The 16,209-nt window shown below is 60.0% G+C and carries 14 protein-coding genes and 1 pseudogene; 6 read left to right on the top strand and 9 right to left on the bottom strand.

Annotated elements, in window-relative coordinates; all coding sequences use genetic code 11:
• The first annotated feature begins 46 nt into the window (after nt 1–46).
• Both WE862_RS10955 and WE862_RS10950 read left to right on the top strand, forming a co-directional pair.
• Complete coding sequence (locus WE862_RS10955; RefSeq protein WP_042032466.1) at nt 47–1,228, top strand: dicarboxylate/amino acid:cation symporter; 1,182 nt, start codon at nt 47–49, stop codon at nt 1,226–1,228.
• 326 nt (nt 1,229–1,554) lie between these two features.
• The gene (locus tag WE862_RS10950) at nt 1,555–1,740 is read left to right on the top strand and encodes a hypothetical protein (protein WP_042032465.1); all 186 of its coding nucleotides are present in this window, start codon (nt 1,555–1,557) and stop codon (nt 1,738–1,740) included.
• Nucleotides 1,741–1,889: 149 nt separating this feature from the next.
• Here WE862_RS10950 and WE862_RS10945 read toward each other — a convergent pair whose 3' ends face one another.
• A complete protein-coding gene (locus WE862_RS10945; RefSeq protein ID WP_042032543.1) occupies nt 1,890–3,011 on the bottom strand; it encodes an HD domain-containing phosphohydrolase in 1,122 nt (373 codons plus the stop codon).
• 281 nt (nt 3,012–3,292) lie between these two features.
• On the opposite strand from WE862_RS10945, the gene rimO reads away from it, so the two are divergent.
• Nucleotides 3,293–4,621, top strand: a complete 1,329-nt coding sequence (gene rimO, locus WE862_RS10940; protein WP_042032463.1) for a 30S ribosomal protein S12 methylthiotransferase RimO — start codon at nt 3,293–3,295, stop codon at nt 4,619–4,621.
• A 107-nt stretch (nt 4,622–4,728) separates the two neighbouring features.
• Here the strand turns inward: rimO and WE862_RS10935 are convergent, their stop codons facing one another.
• Both WE862_RS10935 and WE862_RS10930 read right to left on the bottom strand, forming a co-directional pair.
• The gene (locus WE862_RS10935; protein WP_042032461.1) at nt 4,729–5,310 is read right to left on the bottom strand and encodes a DUF1349 domain-containing protein; all 582 of its coding nucleotides are present in this window, start codon (nt 5,308–5,310) and stop codon (nt 4,729–4,731) included.
• A 52-nt stretch (nt 5,311–5,362) separates the two neighbouring features.
• Nucleotides 5,363–5,701, bottom strand: a complete 339-nt coding sequence (locus tag WE862_RS10930; protein WP_042032460.1) for a YcgJ family protein — start codon at nt 5,699–5,701, stop codon at nt 5,363–5,365.
• A 209-nt stretch (nt 5,702–5,910) separates the two neighbouring features.
• On the opposite strand from WE862_RS10930, the gene WE862_RS10925 reads away from it, so the two are divergent.
• Nucleotides 5,911–6,588: a Crp/Fnr family transcriptional regulator gene (locus WE862_RS10925; RefSeq protein ID WP_042032459.1), complete on the top strand. Its 678-nt coding sequence runs from the start codon at nt 5,911–5,913 to the stop codon at nt 6,586–6,588.
• 97 nt (nt 6,589–6,685) lie between these two features.
• Here WE862_RS10925 and tsgA read toward each other — a convergent pair whose 3' ends face one another.
• From tsgA to WE862_RS10910, 3 genes and pseudogenes are all read right to left on the bottom strand, one after another.
• Nucleotides 6,686–7,849, bottom strand: a complete 1,164-nt coding sequence (tsgA, locus tag WE862_RS10920) for an MFS transporter TsgA (protein ID WP_029304101.1) — start codon at nt 7,847–7,849, stop codon at nt 6,686–6,688.
• Nucleotides 7,850–7,902: 53 nt separating this feature from the next.
• Nucleotides 7,903–8,603: pseudogene (gene deoD, locus WE862_RS10915) on the bottom strand (purine-nucleoside phosphorylase).
• Nucleotides 8,604–8,886: 283 nt separating this feature from the next.
• Nucleotides 8,887–9,264 (bottom strand): hypothetical protein, encoded by a 378-nt coding sequence (locus WE862_RS10910; protein WP_042032458.1) that lies wholly within the window; start codon nt 9,262–9,264, stop codon nt 8,887–8,889.
• A gap of 608 nt (nt 9,265–9,872) precedes the next feature.
• On the opposite strand from WE862_RS10910, the gene WE862_RS10905 reads away from it, so the two are divergent.
• The gene (locus WE862_RS10905; RefSeq protein ID WP_042032457.1) at nt 9,873–10,388 is read left to right on the top strand and encodes an REP-associated tyrosine transposase; all 516 of its coding nucleotides are present in this window, start codon (nt 9,873–9,875) and stop codon (nt 10,386–10,388) included.
• A 195-nt stretch (nt 10,389–10,583) separates the two neighbouring features.
• Entirely contained in the window at nt 10,584–11,315 is a 732-nt protein-coding gene (locus tag WE862_RS10900) for a type II toxin-antitoxin system death-on-curing family toxin (protein WP_042032456.1), read from the top strand.
• Between the two features lie 64 nt (nt 11,316–11,379).
• Here the strand turns inward: WE862_RS10900 and thrC are convergent, their stop codons facing one another.
• Genes thrC through thrA form a run of 3 tightly spaced genes read right to left on the bottom strand, consistent with a single transcriptional unit; the run spans nt 11,380 to nt 16,123 of the window.
• Entirely contained in the window at nt 11,380–12,654 is a 1,275-nt protein-coding gene (gene thrC / locus WE862_RS10895) for a threonine synthase (RefSeq protein ID WP_042032454.1), read from the bottom strand.
• Nucleotides 12,651–13,643 (bottom strand): homoserine kinase, encoded by a 993-nt coding sequence (gene thrB / locus WE862_RS10890; protein ID WP_042032453.1) that lies wholly within the window; start codon nt 13,641–13,643, stop codon nt 12,651–12,653. The genes thrC and thrB overlap by 4 nt, the downstream gene beginning before the upstream one ends.
• Nucleotides 13,644–13,645: 2 nt before the next feature.
• Nucleotides 13,646–16,123 (bottom strand): bifunctional aspartate kinase/homoserine dehydrogenase I, encoded by a 2,478-nt coding sequence (gene thrA / locus WE862_RS10885; RefSeq protein WP_042032452.1) that lies wholly within the window; start codon nt 16,121–16,123, stop codon nt 13,646–13,648.
• Nucleotides 16,124–16,209: the final 86 nt, after the last annotated feature.

Here is a 16,209-nt window from a genome sequence, read left to right as displayed (position 1 = left end):
AAATTTAATAACAAATCAGACAATACAACCAACACCGGATTTCCTTATGAAACTTGTCCTCAAACTCATTGCTGGCATCCTTGCCGGTCTCTTGCTCGGTCTCTACGCCCCTGAGTGGGTGGCGCGCGTGCTGTTTACGGCCAAGACAGTCATAGGTCAGCTCATTACCTTCACCATTCCGCTCATCATCCTCTTCTTCATCATGAGCGGTATCGCCAGCCTGCCGAAGAACTCAGGCAAGCTGCTGGGCAAAACCGTGGCCCTCTCCTACTGCTCCACCATTCTGGCGGGCCTGTTCGCCTTTACCGTGGCGAGCCACCTGATCCCGCAGCTGACCACCGCTGCCGAGCCCACTACCGCCGAGGCGGTCAAGCTCGCCTCCTACGTCAATCTGGAGATCCCGCCGCTGTTTGGCGTGATGTCCGCGCTGGCCGCCGCCTTCGTGTTCGGTATCGGCATCAGTGCCACCCAGGCCACCGATCTGCGCCGGGTCGCCGATCAGGGCCGTGACATCATCGACCGCCTGCTGGCCAAGGTGATCATTCCGCTGCTGCCGTTCTACATCGCCGGCGTCTTTGTCGAGATGACGGTGGAAGGCACCGTGTTCGCCACCCTGAAGACCTTCGGCGTGGTGCTGGTGATGGCCATCCTGATGCACTGGATCTGGCTCTCCGTGCTGTTCGTCGGTACCGGTCTGGCCCTTGGCCGCTCACCGGCCCAGCTCATCAAGAACATGCTGCCGGCCTACTTCACCGCGCTGGGTACCATGTCGAGCGCCGCCACCATTCCGGTTGCCCTGCAGTCGAGCAAGAACAACGGGGTGAGCGACGGCATCGCCAACTTCACCGTGCCGCTGTGCGCCACCATTCACCTCTGTGGCTCCACCATTACCCTGGTGACCTGCGCCACCGCGGTGATGTTCCTCTCCGAGCATCTGGCCATTCCGGGCATCGACACCATGCTGCCCTTCATCATGATGCTGGGTGTGATCATGATCGCCGCCCCGGGCGCACCTGGTGGTGGCGTGATGTCGGCACTGGGTCTGCTCACCTCCATGCTCGGTTTCGGTGAAGCCTCCATCGCCCTGATGATCGCCCTCTATCTGGCGCAGGACAGCTTCGGCACCGCCTGCAACGTCACCGGTGACGGAGTGATTGCCCTGTGGGCCGATCGCTTCGCCAATGGCAGCGAGAGCGCTGCTCCCGTGGCCGAGGCCAAACAGGCGTAAGCTCGCCAGGATGGCCCGACCATCCTCTGCCAAAACCACAGGCCCGAACCTCTGTTCGGGCCTGTGTCGTTTCTGCCTTAAGCCATCTGACCTGAGCCAATAAGGCACCATCAGCGCAAGTCGGCCCCCCACACCATCAAATCGGTATCCTGGGGCCACCCACTGCACTCGTCAGATTGTTACTCTAGCGAAACAGTTGCTAAGTAGACTGTTGCGCTCACGATAACAATCAAGCGCATCAACCGCCGCCGGGCCATACTTGCTGCCAGCATCACAGCCGCCCGATCACCACGTGGGCGGCCGCCATCACCGCAGGAGAAGAGATCATGTCCATCTGGTTATTGAGTCTGCTCGCCTCGTTTGTGCTGATCCTCGCCATGACCACCATCATCTGGTGGAGTCAGTATCGGCTGGCCCAGCAGCGACCGGACAAGCAGATCCGCCCCTGCGGCTGCTCAAGCGCCAACGCCGACCACCTCGGCCAGTCAAACGAGCCGCCGCGCAAACCATAACGGGCTGCGGGCGACGAGCCACAAAACCGCTGCCATCAAATCTGACAAATGCAAAGGGGACGCTCGCTGGCGTCCCCCTCTCTTGCTCTGCCTCTTTGGCCCTCTTGATTGCCCCTTATCTCCCTTGTGCTGGTTTTGCCTTCCCCATCTCACTCGGCCGGTTTCGCCTCGTCCGTCTCCGGCGTAGTGGCCGGATCCTGATACTGCTGATAGATGGTATAAAACTCGGCCTTGTTGCGCAGGGCCGCGGCGACACAGGCGGGATCAAACTGGCTGCCGGCATGCTCCTCCAGATAGGCAAAGGCCGTCTCGAACGGCCAGGGCTGCTTGTAGGGGCGCTCGCTGGTCAGAGCATCAAACACATCGGCCACCGCCACGATGCGCGCCGCCAGCGGGATCTCCTCCCCCGCCAGCCCCAGCGGATAGCCGGTGCCGTCGAAGCGCTCGTGATGGCTGGCGATGATATTGGTCAGCATGTCGGTGTGGTGAATGCCGTCGAGGCCAAACTCGCTGATCATCAGGTTAATCATCTCCTGCCCCTTGCCGGGGTGGCTCTTCATGATCTCGAACTCTTCCGGGGTCAGCTTGCCCGGCTTGAGCAGGATGCCGTCCGGCACCGCAATCTTGCCGATGTCGTGCAGCCCGGAGAAGAGATAGACAAACTCCACCTCCTCATCGCTGAGGCCAGTGACAGGGGCCAGGGTTCTGGCGATCAGCCGGGAGTAGGCCGACATCCGGTGCAGATGGTTGGCGGTCTCCTCATCCCGATAGCGGCTGAACTCCCGCGCCGTGGTCAGCGCCCCGCCAAGGGTCTGAATGGAGAAAAACTCGACGGCGATGATGGCCGAGAGCATCTGGGCATAGGCTGACAGCTCGCTTCGGATCGGCTCGTTGAAATAGTCCGGCTCCATGGCATCGCAAAACAGAAAGCCAAACAGCTTGCTGTTGAACAACAGCGGCTCGGTATAGCTGGAGGAATAGCCCGCCTCCAGCAGCTTGCGGCTGTGCTCCGATGCAGAGTCACGCAGAACATCGAGATTGCCGAGCACGCGGGTGTGGTGGTGCTCCGCCAGATAGCGCAGGGAGGGCACATCGCTCAGCTTCACCTCGTACTGCACCAGCGGAGAGTGGCCTTCGGTGCTGTGGGCAAAGGTCTTGAGCTGATCGGTATGAGGGTCGTAGATCGCGATGGCCACCCGGCTCAGCTTGTCAAAACGCTCCCTGAGGGTGGCGTGTACGCTCTGCATCCTTTCGCCAAATGAACTCTCCATGACCATCTCCACCGGATCTCCGTGGTGGGATTATAGTGAATCCCTCTGTCCCCCTCACCTCTGTTGACAGGAAAATCAACAAAGCGGGATCCCGATAACAACCCCGCTCTGCGGGGGCGATAGCCCCATTGATGGCAAGCCATTGGCGGCGATTCACGCCGCCCAATCCTGCCTACTCGGAGATATTGTTCGGTTCTCCCGGCTCCGCTGTATAGTTTTTGGTTAGCCATTTAGGTAAAATCCGCGCCCTTAAAGAGAAGCCACCTAAGAGTGATTGAGCGATGTCCAACACAAAACAGGCCCCCAAAGTAGGATTCGTCTCCCTGGGTTGCCCGAAAAACCTGGTCGATTCCGAGCGCATCCTGACCCAGCTGCGTACCGAAGGGTACGACGTGGTGCCCAGCTATGACGATGCCGAGCTGGTTGTCGTCAACACCTGTGGCTTTATCGACAGTGCAGTGCAGGAGTCGCTCGAAGCGATCGGCGAAGCGCTGGCCGAGAACGGCAAGGTGATCGTCACCGGCTGCCTTGGCGCCAAAGAGAATCAGATCCGCGAGATCCACCCCAAGGTGCTCGAGATCACCGGCCCCCACGCCTATGAAGAGGTGCTGGGTCACGTCCACAAATATGTGGAGAAGCCGCAGCACAACCCCTTCACCAGTCTGGTTCCGGCCCACGGCGTCAAGCTGACCCCGCGCCACTACGCCTATCTGAAGATTTCCGAAGGGTGCAACCACCGCTGCACCTTCTGCATCATCCCCTCCATGCGCGGGGATCTGGTGAGCCGCCCCATCGGCGACGTGCTGGCCGAAGCCAAGCGCCTGAAAGAGGCCGGCGTGAAGGAGCTGCTGGTGATCTCCCAGGACACCTCCGCCTACGGCGTCGATGTGAAGCACCGCACCGGTTTCTACGACGGCATGCCGGTCAAGACCAGCATGGTTGCCCTGTGCGAAGAGCTGGCCAAGCTCGATATCTGGGTACGTCTGCACTACGTCTACCCCTACCCGCACGTGGATGACGTCATCCCGCTGATGCGCGATGGCAAGATCCTGCCCTACCTCGACATCCCGCTGCAGCACGCCAGCCCGCGCATCCTCAAACTGATGAAGCGCCCGGGTTCGGTCGAGCGTACGCTGGAGCGGATCCAGAAGTGGCGCGAGATCTGCCCGCAGATCACCCTGCGCTCCACCTTTATCGTCGGCTTCCCGGGCGAGACCGAGGAAGATTTCCAGATGCTGCTCGACTTCATCGACAAGGCGGAGCTGGATCGCGTCGGTTGCTTCAAATACAGCCCGGTCGAAGGGGCACTGGCCAACGAGCTGCCGGATCCGGTGCCGGAAGAGGTTCAGGAAGAGCGCTTCCAGCGCTTTATGGAGCTGCAACAGCAGGTCTCCATCCGCAAGCTGGCCCGTAAAGTGGGTCAGGAGATGACCGTTATCATCGACGAAGTGGACGAAGAGGGCGCCACTGGCCGCTCTTTTGCCGATGCACCGGAGATCGATGGTCTGGTTTACCTCAACGGCGAAACCGGCCTCAAGCCGGGGGACATGGTCAAGGTGCGGATCGACGAATCCGACGAATATGACCTGTGGGCCAGCCTGATTGGCTAACCCTGCCATGGGTAAACACGCCGCGCGTTGAGCCGATAGCGTTCAACGTAACTAAACAAAAAGCGCCTGATGGCGCTTTTTGTTTAACAACTACCGGCGATAAACCCCTAGCCGAGGTCGTGCAGCGCCTTGCCAAGGGGCGCAGTGAGGCGCAAATCAGAGAAACGCACCGCCAGTCCCTGCCGCTCCGGTGTGCAGCACATCACCCCGATAAAGCAACTCTCGCTTGGCGGAAACGGGGCGAGGCGCAGCAGCGGCCACACCTTGCCATCGGTGGAGTATTGCAGGCGCAAACAGTCCGCCAGCCGGGTCAGCCGCAGCCAGAAACGGCGCGGATTGCCGCTGAAAATGCCGGTGGCCCAGTCAGAGCGCGGATTGGTCAGCACGCTGCCGATCATCGGCTGATCGTCGTTGTACTCGATACCGGCCTTGAGCCAGTGCGCGTCGTCTTGCAGCAGCATCAACCCCGCCTGATCGTAGAGGGTGGTGAACTCCCCCTCGACGCAGACCTGAAAGGTAAACTCACCCGCCACCTCGCAGCCGTAAACATGGCCGCTGTGGCGCTCGAAGCCATACCAGGTGCTACGCCAAAAATCGGTCTGCTGGTCTGTCACCACCTGCAAACCATCGCTGGTCTGGTGCCATTCGGCAGGCTCATTGAGCCAGCGCCACTGCGTCCCTTCCATCATCTCGTTTAACTCCTGTTGTCTCGCCAACTTGCCACTGGCGCCAGCCTGCCGCTTACTTGCCCTGCTTGAAGAGGATGGCGGTAAAGTGGCTCTCTTTGGTGCGCGGGAAGTAGCGATCCTTGTAGCACTGCTTCTCACTGCTCTCGCAATGTACCCCGTTGCTCAGGGTGTAGCTGCCAGGGTCGGCCCCCTGCAGGTTCTTCTGCAAACGGCTGGCCGCCTGCACCCCGAGATGGGCGCGGGTCAGGCCGATGGAGATCCCCTGCGGGTCGGCGCAATAGCCGCCCTTCTTGTCGCACACCACCTTGGCGGCGGGCGAGAAAACGGCCGGAGCCGCGTGAACGCCCCCGATTAGCAGCAGCGCCACCAGCGCAGCCGAGCGTTTGAACATGGTGTTACCTTGATAAACCTTGCAAATCAGGGCGTTAATTTATCACTCCGCTCCCGTGATGGCCAATTGCAACCGCCCTATCAGCCGGTTGCAGTGCCAAGCCCACATAGAGGCTTGGCGCCAAGCGGGCCGCCACCGCTGCAGGGCTGGCTTATCGGGGGGCGAACATGTGTAATAGCCGCCTGTACACGTCAGTCAAAGAGTCCGCCATGCAACTCAAACCCCTTCTCAAGGGACGCTTTCAGCCCCACTGGCAGGCCAGCCATGATCTCATCGAACAGGTGGTCATCTCCTGCATCACGGAGCGGCGCCTGATCCCCGAGGGGGAACCCCTGATGCGTCAGGGGGAGCTATTGCGGGATCTGGTGCTGGTGCCAAGCGGGCGCATCGCCATGGGCCACACCGCCATGAATGGTCGCCGCTTTCAGCTCGGCACCCTGGAGTGCGACAACCAGCTGTTTGGCGAGATGGAGTTCTTCACCGGCTACCGCTGCCAGCTCGACATCATCGCCGAGGAGCCGCTGGAAGTGGCCCGCATCGACGGCGAGCAGCTGGAACAGGCGCTGGTCGCCCACCCCAAGGTGGCGCTCTTCTTTGCCACCGCCATTGCCATCGACTATCAGGACACGGTGGATATCTTCACCTGCCGGATGCTCTATCCCATCAGCTACAACATCGCCCTCGACCTCTATCACAGCCACTGCCACGACAATCCGGTGAGCGGCTTTCGCAAGGGGTATCAGGAGGCGGAACGCTTCGGCACCACGGACAGGGTCTACCGGCGGGCGGTGAAAGAGCTGATGGATAAGGGACTGGTGGAGCGTGGCGAAGAGGGGTTGCAGATCCGCGATCTGGCGGGGCTCAGGGCCTTTCTGGAGCAGCCATAAGTCGCAGGCATCAGTCGCCGCCTGAACAGCAACAAGCGAAACAGCAACAAAAAAGAGGGGCTGTCGATACCGCCCCTCTTGCTGTTTACTCTCCCGCTCAGGCCAGACAAGGCTGGGGCCGGGCCATGCGCAGCGACGCCACCAGCATGGCGAGGATCACGCCGTAGATAAGCGGGATGGCGTACATCACCGCCTGCAGGCCGATCACCTGCTCGAACAGGGCGCTGATGGCCGGGCTGAACATGGCCCCCGCACTGCCGCTGATGAGGATGTAGGAGACGTTCTTGCTCGATGCCTGCCGTACAAACGACACCCCGTAGGCGATAAAGGCGTTGTAGAGCGCGGCGCAGACAAAGCCGTAACCGTAGGTGAGGTATGGCAGCTGGCTCAGGTTGTCAGTGGTGACGATAAGCGCCGTCATCCCCATCGCCAGGGTGATGATCACCAGGAGGAAGGTGCGGATCGCAACGCGGGTCACGATGGCGGTGGAGACCAGCGCGCCAAGCAGGGCCGCCGTCCAGTACTGGGTGATGATATTGCCCGCCTCCTCGAAGGGGATGCCGAACTTGTTCTTCACGAACATGGGCGCCCAGGTGAGGAAGGTGTAGAGCGCCAGCATGCCGAGAAAGAGCCCCAACCCGCCGCTGATGATGCCAAGGTTCCACTCCGAGTGCTCGTTGCCGGCGCTCTCGCCGCCCGCCTCGCAACTGCGAAAGTTGGTCAGCACCGCCACCAGCATGGTCGCCAGCGCCACCACGCCCACCGCCAGATAGCTCCAGCTCCACGCCATGGCGTGAGTCAGGGTGTAGGTAGTGATAAGCGGGAAGACCACCCCGGCCACGTTGAAGGTGGCATCCTGCACCACCAGCATGGTGCTCTGCATCCGCGCCTGCCAGACGCTCACCACCAGAGTCCCCGCAATGCAGAGCCCCACCCCGCCGCACAGGCCGATCACCGTCATGGCCGCCATCACCACATAGAGCGAGCCGGTCAGATGGAGCGAAGCCGCCGCCAGCGCGATCAGGCCGTAGCAGAGCAGCGTCATCCGCTTGAGCCCCACCTTCTCGATGAGGAAGAAGGCGGCAATGGTGCCCGCCAGCGCCCCGCCGTTGAGCAGGGAGAAGATGGAGGCCACCTGATTGACGTCGGCGCCGAACTTGGCGGCGATGGGGTCGATCAGCATGCCGAACTGGGTCGCAAAACCGGCCATCACGAAGTTGGCCAGGAAGCTGATGGCAGTGAGGGAGAGCTTATTGTTCATATTGGATCTCTCTTGGGGTCAGGGTGCGTGCAGGGTTGGGCGGGCCGCGGCGCTTACAGCGCGGTGTGCAGCGCCAGCTCGATCATCTGGTTGAAGGAGAGCTGCCGCTCCTCGGCAGTGGTCTCTTCACCGGTCAGGCAGTGGTCGGAGACCGTCAGGATGGCGAGCGCCTCGATCCCCTGCTGATGGGCCAGCCCGTAGAGACCGGCCACCTCCATGTCGATGCCGAGCACGCCGAACTTCTCCAGCGCCGGAATGAGGTTTTCGTCCGGATCGTAATAGAGATCGCCGGTGAAGATATTGCCCACCTTGACCGGAATGGCCTTCTCCTGCGCCTTGGTAAAGGCCTTGTGCAGCAGGGCGAAGTCGGCCGAGGTGGCCATCTGGTAACCGGCGCTGCGCTTGGCGTTGGTCGGGGAGTCGGTGCCCGCCGCCTGCGCCAGAATCACGTCACGCATCTGCACGTGGCGTTGGGTCGCCCCCAGACTGCCGATACGGATGATCCGCTTGACCCCGAAGTCGTTCACCAGCTCGTGGGCGTAGAGCACCATGGAGGGGATCCCCATGCCGTGGCCCATCACCGAGATGCGCTGGCCGTTGTAGTAGCCGGTGTAGCCCAGCATATTGCGCACATTGGTCACCTCGCGCGCATCGGTCAGAAAGGTTTCGGCGATATAGCGGGCCCGCAGCGGGCCCCCGGCATGATAACGGTCTCGGCGAAATCGCCCGGGTTGGCATTGATATGAGCGGTCATTATTGTTGTGCTCCAGTTTGACTCGTGTGGATGAGGGCATCCTAGCCCCCGCCCCCTCGCCCCTTGCAGGACAAAAGTCCTGTTGCCCCGATCGAGATCCCAGTTCCGGCAACTTCTCCGGGGCCAGCCCCACGTGCCCCCCTTCACCGCCGCTTGTTGGCTCTTAATCAGCCCTGCCCTTGCGGCAAGCGAGCCGTCACTCGCTCAGCGATAACGCCCCTGCGCCCCAAAAAGCGCGGGGGGCCTGATGGCCCCCCGCAAACACACCGGATGAGAAAATGCCTTACTTGGCGGCGCTATCCTTCACGCACTTCTGGACAAAGCTGTTCTTGGCCGCGCCAGCCAGCTTCTTGTCGGCCGCCGCCTTCTCGCACTTGGCCGCCGGATCCACTGCCGCGCCCGTCTTCACGCACTTCTGGATAAAGCTGTTCTTGGCCGCACCGGCCAGCTTCTTGTCGGCGGCCGCCTTCTCGCACGCGCCGGTCGCGGCGCCAGCGGCATCTTTCACGCACTTGCCGACAAAGCTGGTCTTGGCGGCGCCGTTAAGCTTTTTGGCCGCGGCCTGCGCCTCGCACTGCAACTGGGCTGCGTCGTTGGCAAAGACCGGATTGGCCAGCAGCACGCTGCCGCAGAGCAGGCCGAGCAGAATGGTACGCTTCATGGGAGATCTCCTCTCTATCTGGTGATGTGTTTGCATGGTCATATTTGCATGACGATGTGTTGCAAATGGCTGTGATTGCAACAGCTGATTGTTGCCGCAGATCCCCCGCCTCGCCAGCTTGGGAGACGGGCACAGGGCAACTATCGCCCGCACTATAGCGCCGATTGGCAGAGCGGGGTTGTCCCCCAGCCAGTCCTTCCTCAACAGCAAGCCATCCCTCTCTTCCCCGTCACACTCGCCAACCCCAATAAAACCAAGGGCCATGGGAATCCAGTGCCATGCTGCCGCGATTTCTTGAGCCAGCGCAAAAAATCAGTCATTACTGACACTTACGTCACTTTTTGACTGGGGATCACAGATTCGATTGGCTTAACATAGCCATCCGGTGCCTATTCATCTGCGATGGGCTGCTGCCCTCGCTGGTCAATGGAGCATTTTGGAAGCTGTAATCCACGGGCGGTAGCGTGGGTTTTGCACAGTGATTCATGCATTGCGTAGGTTGGCGCTGAGCGTAGCGAAGCCCAACAAGCGTGCCCTCGGTCAGTTGGTGGCCATTAGGTGCAACCGAACAGACCGGATTTTTCACCCCGACACCGGAAAGGAGAACCATGCGCTATCGCCGAGCAACAACCAGTGGGGCATGTTGGTTCTTCACCGTCAACCTGGCTGACCGAAAACAGGATCTGCTGGTACGTCATATCGACCTGCTGCGCGAAGTGCTCCGCCACGTCAAACAGCAACACCCCTTCGAGATTATTGCCATGGTGGTGATGCCGGATCATCTCCATGCCATATGGCAACTACCGCCGGGTGACAGTGACTATCCCATGCGCTGGTCTCTGATCAAGGCAGGCTTTTCACGGGGCATTGCCAAAACAGAGCGGATACGGGAGAGCCGACTCAGAAAACGGGAACGCGGTATCTGGCAACGCCGTTATTGGGAACATCTGATCCGGGATGACAAGGATCTGCAAGCCCATGTCGATTACATCCACTTCAATCCGGTCAAACATGGTTATTGTGCCAAACCTGTCGATTGGCCTTACTCCTCCATTCATCGCCATATCGCCGCAGGATGGATAGGGTCAGATTGGGCCATTAATAGTGATTCGGGTCGGGAATAATCGGCTCGGAATGTGTTGTAGGTTGGCGCTGAGCGCCAGCGAAGCCCAACAAATGGGAGATATTACTCCAAAAAATACGATAGAAATCGTGGCAATAGAAAATCAGCAACCAAATTTAGCATTCTCGGTAAACGTTGGGCTTCACTTCGTTCAGCGCCAACCTACTAGATAACTAGACAGATAGATGAGGATATTATGAACACAAAGCAAGTTATCTTTATTCACGATTATCTAACAAGGTATTTCAGCGATAGTGATGATCCAGTCTCGCCACCTGGAATAAAGAATGAAACTTTATTGGACTCTGCAGTAAATAGACCATTTATGAGTGCGGGAGGGGTGGACGCTTACGATAGTATATTTGACAAAGCTGCTGCATTATTTCATTCACTAATAAACAATCATTGTTTTCACAATGGAAATAAGCGTGTGGCTCTACTTTCTACTCTTGTATATCTAAGTGAAAATGGTTACTTACTTAACTCCGCCTCTGATGAGGATTTATTTGAATTTACTAGACAAGCTGCTGCACATGAACTATCAGAAGATAGAGCCCATGAGTTGGGCATAATATCATACTGGCTTATGTGTAACTCAAGACGCCGTAAAAATGGTGAAAACCAACTCAAGTTTTCTGACCTAAAAGAAATATTGATTGGATTTGATTTTGAAGTTTCTGACTGCATGGGAAGAACTCATGATGTAATACAGAATGGTCGTGTAGTAACAACAATTCTGCAGAAAGGAAGCAAAGGAAAGGAAGATTATGACAAACAGTATATATCTAAGCTAAGGAAAAAATTAAAGCTTACCGCCGAATATGGCGTTGATAGTTATGCTTTCTATGGTGATCGTGGATTTGACCAAACGCTAGGTCGCTTTATGAAGATGCGAGACAAAGTAATGCGTGAGCTAGCGAAAATATAATGACATAAAGAATCCCCCATTACCGGGGGATTTTTATTTCTATCGGTTATCTCAACTCAGCGGCTTAACCCACCAAAAACGCCCTTAACCGGGCAAACTCCGCTGGCAAATTAACGGAGAGCAGCGGCAGCTCGGCGTGCTTGGCCAACGGGCCGGGCAGCGGCACATCGAGATTCAGGATCTCGTCCACCGACTCCTTGAACTTGGCCGGATGGGCGGTGCAGAGGAACACCCCCACTTCATCCTCGGCCAGCTGTTCCCCCAGCAGATCCCAGGCAATGGCGCCGTGGGGCTCGCACAGGTAATCCAGCTGGTGCAGCCGTTTCAGCGCATCTCGAGTCTGAGCATCGTCACGCATACCTGACCCTAAGGTCTCCAGCGCCCAGCCTTTGCGGCGGCACAGTTCTTCTACTCGTGGCCAGTTATTGGGGCGGCTCACATCCATGGCATTCGACAGGGTTGCCACTGTCTGGTGCGGCTCCCACTGACCGGTTTTGAGGTAGCGCGGCACAGTGTCGTTGGCGTTGGTGGCGGCGATAAAGCGCTTCACCGGCAGCCCCAGCGCCTTGGCAATCAAGCCTGCGGTGAGGTTGCCAAAGTTGCCGGACGGCACGCTGATCACCGCCTTGGCGCGATCGGCCTTGGGCAGCTGGGCCACCGCTTCGAAGTAGTAGCAAACCTGCGCCAGCAGACGGCTGATATTGATGGAGTTGGCGGAGTTGAGGCCAATGGCTTTTTTCAGCGCCTCGTCGTCAAAGGCCTGTTTTACCAGCGCCTGACAGGCATCGAAGTCGCCGTCGATGGCGATGGTGCGAATATTGCCGCCGAGGGTGCAGAAGAGCTTCTCCTGCAAGGGGCTGATCTTGCCCTTGGGATAGAGGATCACCACCTCGATCCCCTCCAGCCCGTAGAAGGCGTGGGCCACGGCGGCGCCGGTGTCGCCGGAGGTGGCGGTAAGGATAGTGATCTTGTCATTTGTTCTGAACGCCGCGAGGCACTGGGCCATAAAGCGGCCGCCGAAATCCTTGAACGCCAGGGTCGGGCCGTGGAACAGCTCAAGGGCATAGGTGCCATCCTTGAGCTTCACCAGCGGTGCCGGGAAGGTGAAAGCGGCGTTAACAAGCTCGCTCACTTTGGCGGCGGGCACTTCGTCCCCCAGCAGGTGGCTCAGGATGCGGGCAGAGCGTTCGGCCAGCGGCAGATCGAGCAGGGCATCCACATCGGCGAGCGGTTCGAGTTGTTCGGGGAAGAAGAGCCCCTGTTCGCGACCCAAGCCCTGACGCACCGCCTGCGCGAAGCTCACCTGTTCGCTGTTGTCCTTGATGTTGTAGAGATTCATAGCTCGCTTCCTGTTACCCGTGCCCCGGCCATGTCCAGTTTGCAGACCCGGGCAAATCCATCTTCGTTCTGCACGAAATGTGCTTCCATCCAATCTTTCATCCGCTCGGCCTGCGCCAGCTCCTTCATCACCACAAACACGGTGGGGCCGGAGCCGGAGATACCGGTGGCCAGCGCCCCGTTCTGGGCCGCCTGCGCCCGCACCTCGGCAAAGCCTTCGATCAGCGCCGCGCGGTAGGGCTCGGCAATCACGTCTTTCAGCACGCTCGCCGCCAGCGGCTCCTGCCCGGTGTAGCTGGCGTGGACAAAGGCAGCCAGGCGGCGACCATAGGTGAGGCAATCCTGACGGCGATATTGGGCCGGCAGAATGGCGCGGGCCGCAGCGGTGGAGACCACAGTGCCCGGATAGCAGACCACCCAGTACCACTCGTCAAACACCGGAATGCCCTGGCTGATAACCCCCGCCTCCTCCACCACCAGCTGCATGCCGCCGAGATAACAGGGGGCCACGTTGTCGTAGTGGACGGAGCCGGAGATGCGCCCTTCCATCTCACCCATCAGCAACAGCAGGGCGTGCTCGTCGAGAGGCTCGCCGTGAAAGGCGTTGAGCCCCTCCAGCGCCGCCACCACGCTACAGGCGCTGGAGCCCAGACCCGAGCCGACCGGCAGGTTCTTCTCCAGCACCATTTCGAGCGGCTTGAGGCCAAGGCCGCGCTTCTCCAGCGCCTCGCCATAGGCGACCCAGCAGTCGAACAGGATATTCTTTTTCGGATCGTCCGGCAGCTTGTGGGCGTAGCGGCCCACGGCGGAGAGGGCGAACGGCCCAGCTGTTGCAGAGAGGGCCGCTTTTACCTGCACCCGATCGCCCAAGAGGGAACCATCCACGGGGGCGAGCGCCGCCCCCAGTACATCGAATCCCACGCTCAGGTTGGCGCTGGAGGCGGGTGCATAGGCGACCACGCTACTGCTCTGGTACATGTCTGAACTCATGCTTATAGCTCCTGCTTCCAGTTCTGGGTGCGCAGCACGTCGGCAAAGACGCCCGCCGCAGTCACTTCGGTACCGGCGCCATAGCCGCGCAGCACCAGCGGGATCGGCTGGTAGTAGGTGGAGAAGAAGGCGAGCGCGTTCTCACCGTCTTTGACCTTGAACAGCGGCTCGTCGGCCCCGACCGCCTTGATGGCGACCTTGCACTTGCCACCTTCAATCGATCCCACATAGCGCAGCACCTTGCCTTCACGCTGGGCCGCGGCGAACTGGTCACGGAACCAGCCGTCAGCCTCCGGCAGGCGGGCCATAAAGGCTTCCACGTCGCCACTGACGTCAAATCCCGGCGGCAGCGCCTGCTCCACGTCCACATCGGAGAGCTCCAGCGCCATGCCCGCCTCGCGAGCCAGAATGAGCAGCTTGCGCGCCACATCCATGCCGTTGAGATCGTCGCGGGGATCCGGCTCGGTAAAGCCGTTGCCACGGGCGATCTTGGTCGCCTCGGAGAAGGCCATCCCCTCGTCCAGCTTGCCGAAGATAAAGGAGAGGGAACCGGAGAGGATGCCGTCAAACGCGCGCAGCTTGTCACCGGCCATGATGAGGTTCTGCAGGTTCTCGATAACCGGCAGACCGGCGCCGACGTTGGTCTCGTACAGGAACTTGCGACGAGTCTGGCGGGCGGTGCGGCGCAGCGCCTTGTAGTAATCGAGCGAACCGGTGTTGGCCTTCTTGTTGGGAGTGACCACATGGAAACCGGCGGCGAGGAAGTCGGCGTACTGGACGGCCACCGCCTCGGAGGAGGTGCAGTCGACGATCACCGGGTTGATGATGTGGCTCTCCTCCACCAGCTTTTTCACCCCGTCCAGCGAGAAGCTGTCGCGGGCTTCCACCAGCTGTTCGCGCCAGTTGGCGAGGTTCAGACCATCCTTGTTGACCGCCATCTGGCGGCTGTTGGCGATGCCGACCACCCGCAGACCGGTGCCCTGCTCGGCCAGTACCGGTTGCTGGCGGGCAATCTGATCTACCAGTGCGGCGCCGACGCCACCCACCCCGACCACGAACAGGTCGATAAAGTGCTGGCTGCCAAAGAAGTTCTGGTGGCACGCCTTGATCGCTTCCGCCACCTTGCCGGAGCGCACCACCGCCGAGATGGAGCGCTCGCTGGAGCCCTGCGCGATGGCAACGATATTGATGGAGGCTTGTGCCAGCGAGGTGAAGAAGCGGGCTGCCATCCCCTTGCTGGTGCGCATGCCGTCACCGATCAGGGAGATGATGGCCAGATCGTTCATGATCTCGAGCGGGTCGAGCAGCTGGTTCTTGAACTCCAGCTCGAACTCGCGCTCCAGCACCTTGCGGGTCTTGTCGCTGTCGTAGCTGTGGATACAGAAGCTGACGCTGTATTCGGAAGATGACTGGGTGATCAGCACGATGCTGACCCCGGCGCGGGAGACGGCGGAGAAGATGCGACCGGCCATGCCGACCATCCCCTTCATGCCGGGGCCGGAGACGTTGAACATGCACATGCCGGCCAGATCGGAGATGGCCTTCACTTTGAGGTCATCATCACCGCTCTCGGGGCCGATCAGGGTGCCCGGCCCCTGCGGGTTGAAGCTGTTTTTGATAAGGCAGGGAATGTGGAACTGGGCTACCGGCGCGATGGTTTTCGGGTGCAACACCTTGGCGCCGAAGTAGGAGAGCTCCATCGCCTCCTTGTAGGAGAGGGTTTTCAGCAGGTAGGCATCCGGCACCAGACGGGGGTCACAGCTGTAGCAGCCCTCGACATCGGTCCAGATCTCGCAGCACTCGGCATCGACACAGGCGGCCAATACGGCGGCGGAGTAGTCGGAGCCGTTGCGACCCAGCAGCACGGTTTCACCCTTGTCGCTACCGCCGGTAAAGCCCGGCATCAGGTAGAGGCATTGCTGCTTTTCTGCCACAACAGGACGCAACCCCCTGGCGGCAAAGCGCACCCGGGAGGCTTCGATATCGACGTGAGCTTCGAGGTAGCCGCCATCGGTCACCAGCAGCTCTTCCGGCACGATGAGACCCAGCTCGAGGCCACGCACCCGCAGCAGTTCGTGCATAAAGGCGATGGAGAGGTTCTCGCCACGGCTCAGGATGCGCGCCTGCACATTGTCCGGGCAGAGCCCCAGCAGGCGGATGCCCTGCATCAGCCGCTCCACCTGATCCAGTTCGCTGGTGAGACGAGCCTGCAGCGCCTTGTCATTGAGCGCCGGATAAGCCGCCTTCAACCCGGCCAGCAGGCGGGAGAAGATACCGTTTACTTCAAACAGGGTACTGCTGGCATCCATGCCACGGCTGGTCTGCTCGACCAGCGCCACCAGATGGTTGGTTACCTTGGCAGGAGCAGACAGCACCAGGGCTACCTGAGACTGGCCATGGGTATTCACCGCAATGTCGGCAACCCGTAAAAAACGCTCTGCGTCGGCCAGAGATGACCCGCCAAACTTCAACACTCTCATCGCTTTCTCTCCCTGTAATCCCTGCTGTATAACCGAAAAACCGGTCTGAAAATCATCCAACAAAAAGGCCCGTACTGGGTGGGTAC

The organism is Aeromonas jandaei (assembly GCF_037890695.1).
In the GTDB taxonomy this organism is placed as follows: domain Bacteria; phylum Pseudomonadota; class Gammaproteobacteria; order Enterobacterales; family Aeromonadaceae; genus Aeromonas; species Aeromonas jandaei.
The sequence above is the reverse complement of the archived record's forward strand: the minus strand, read 5'-3'. Positions and strand labels throughout refer to the sequence as shown.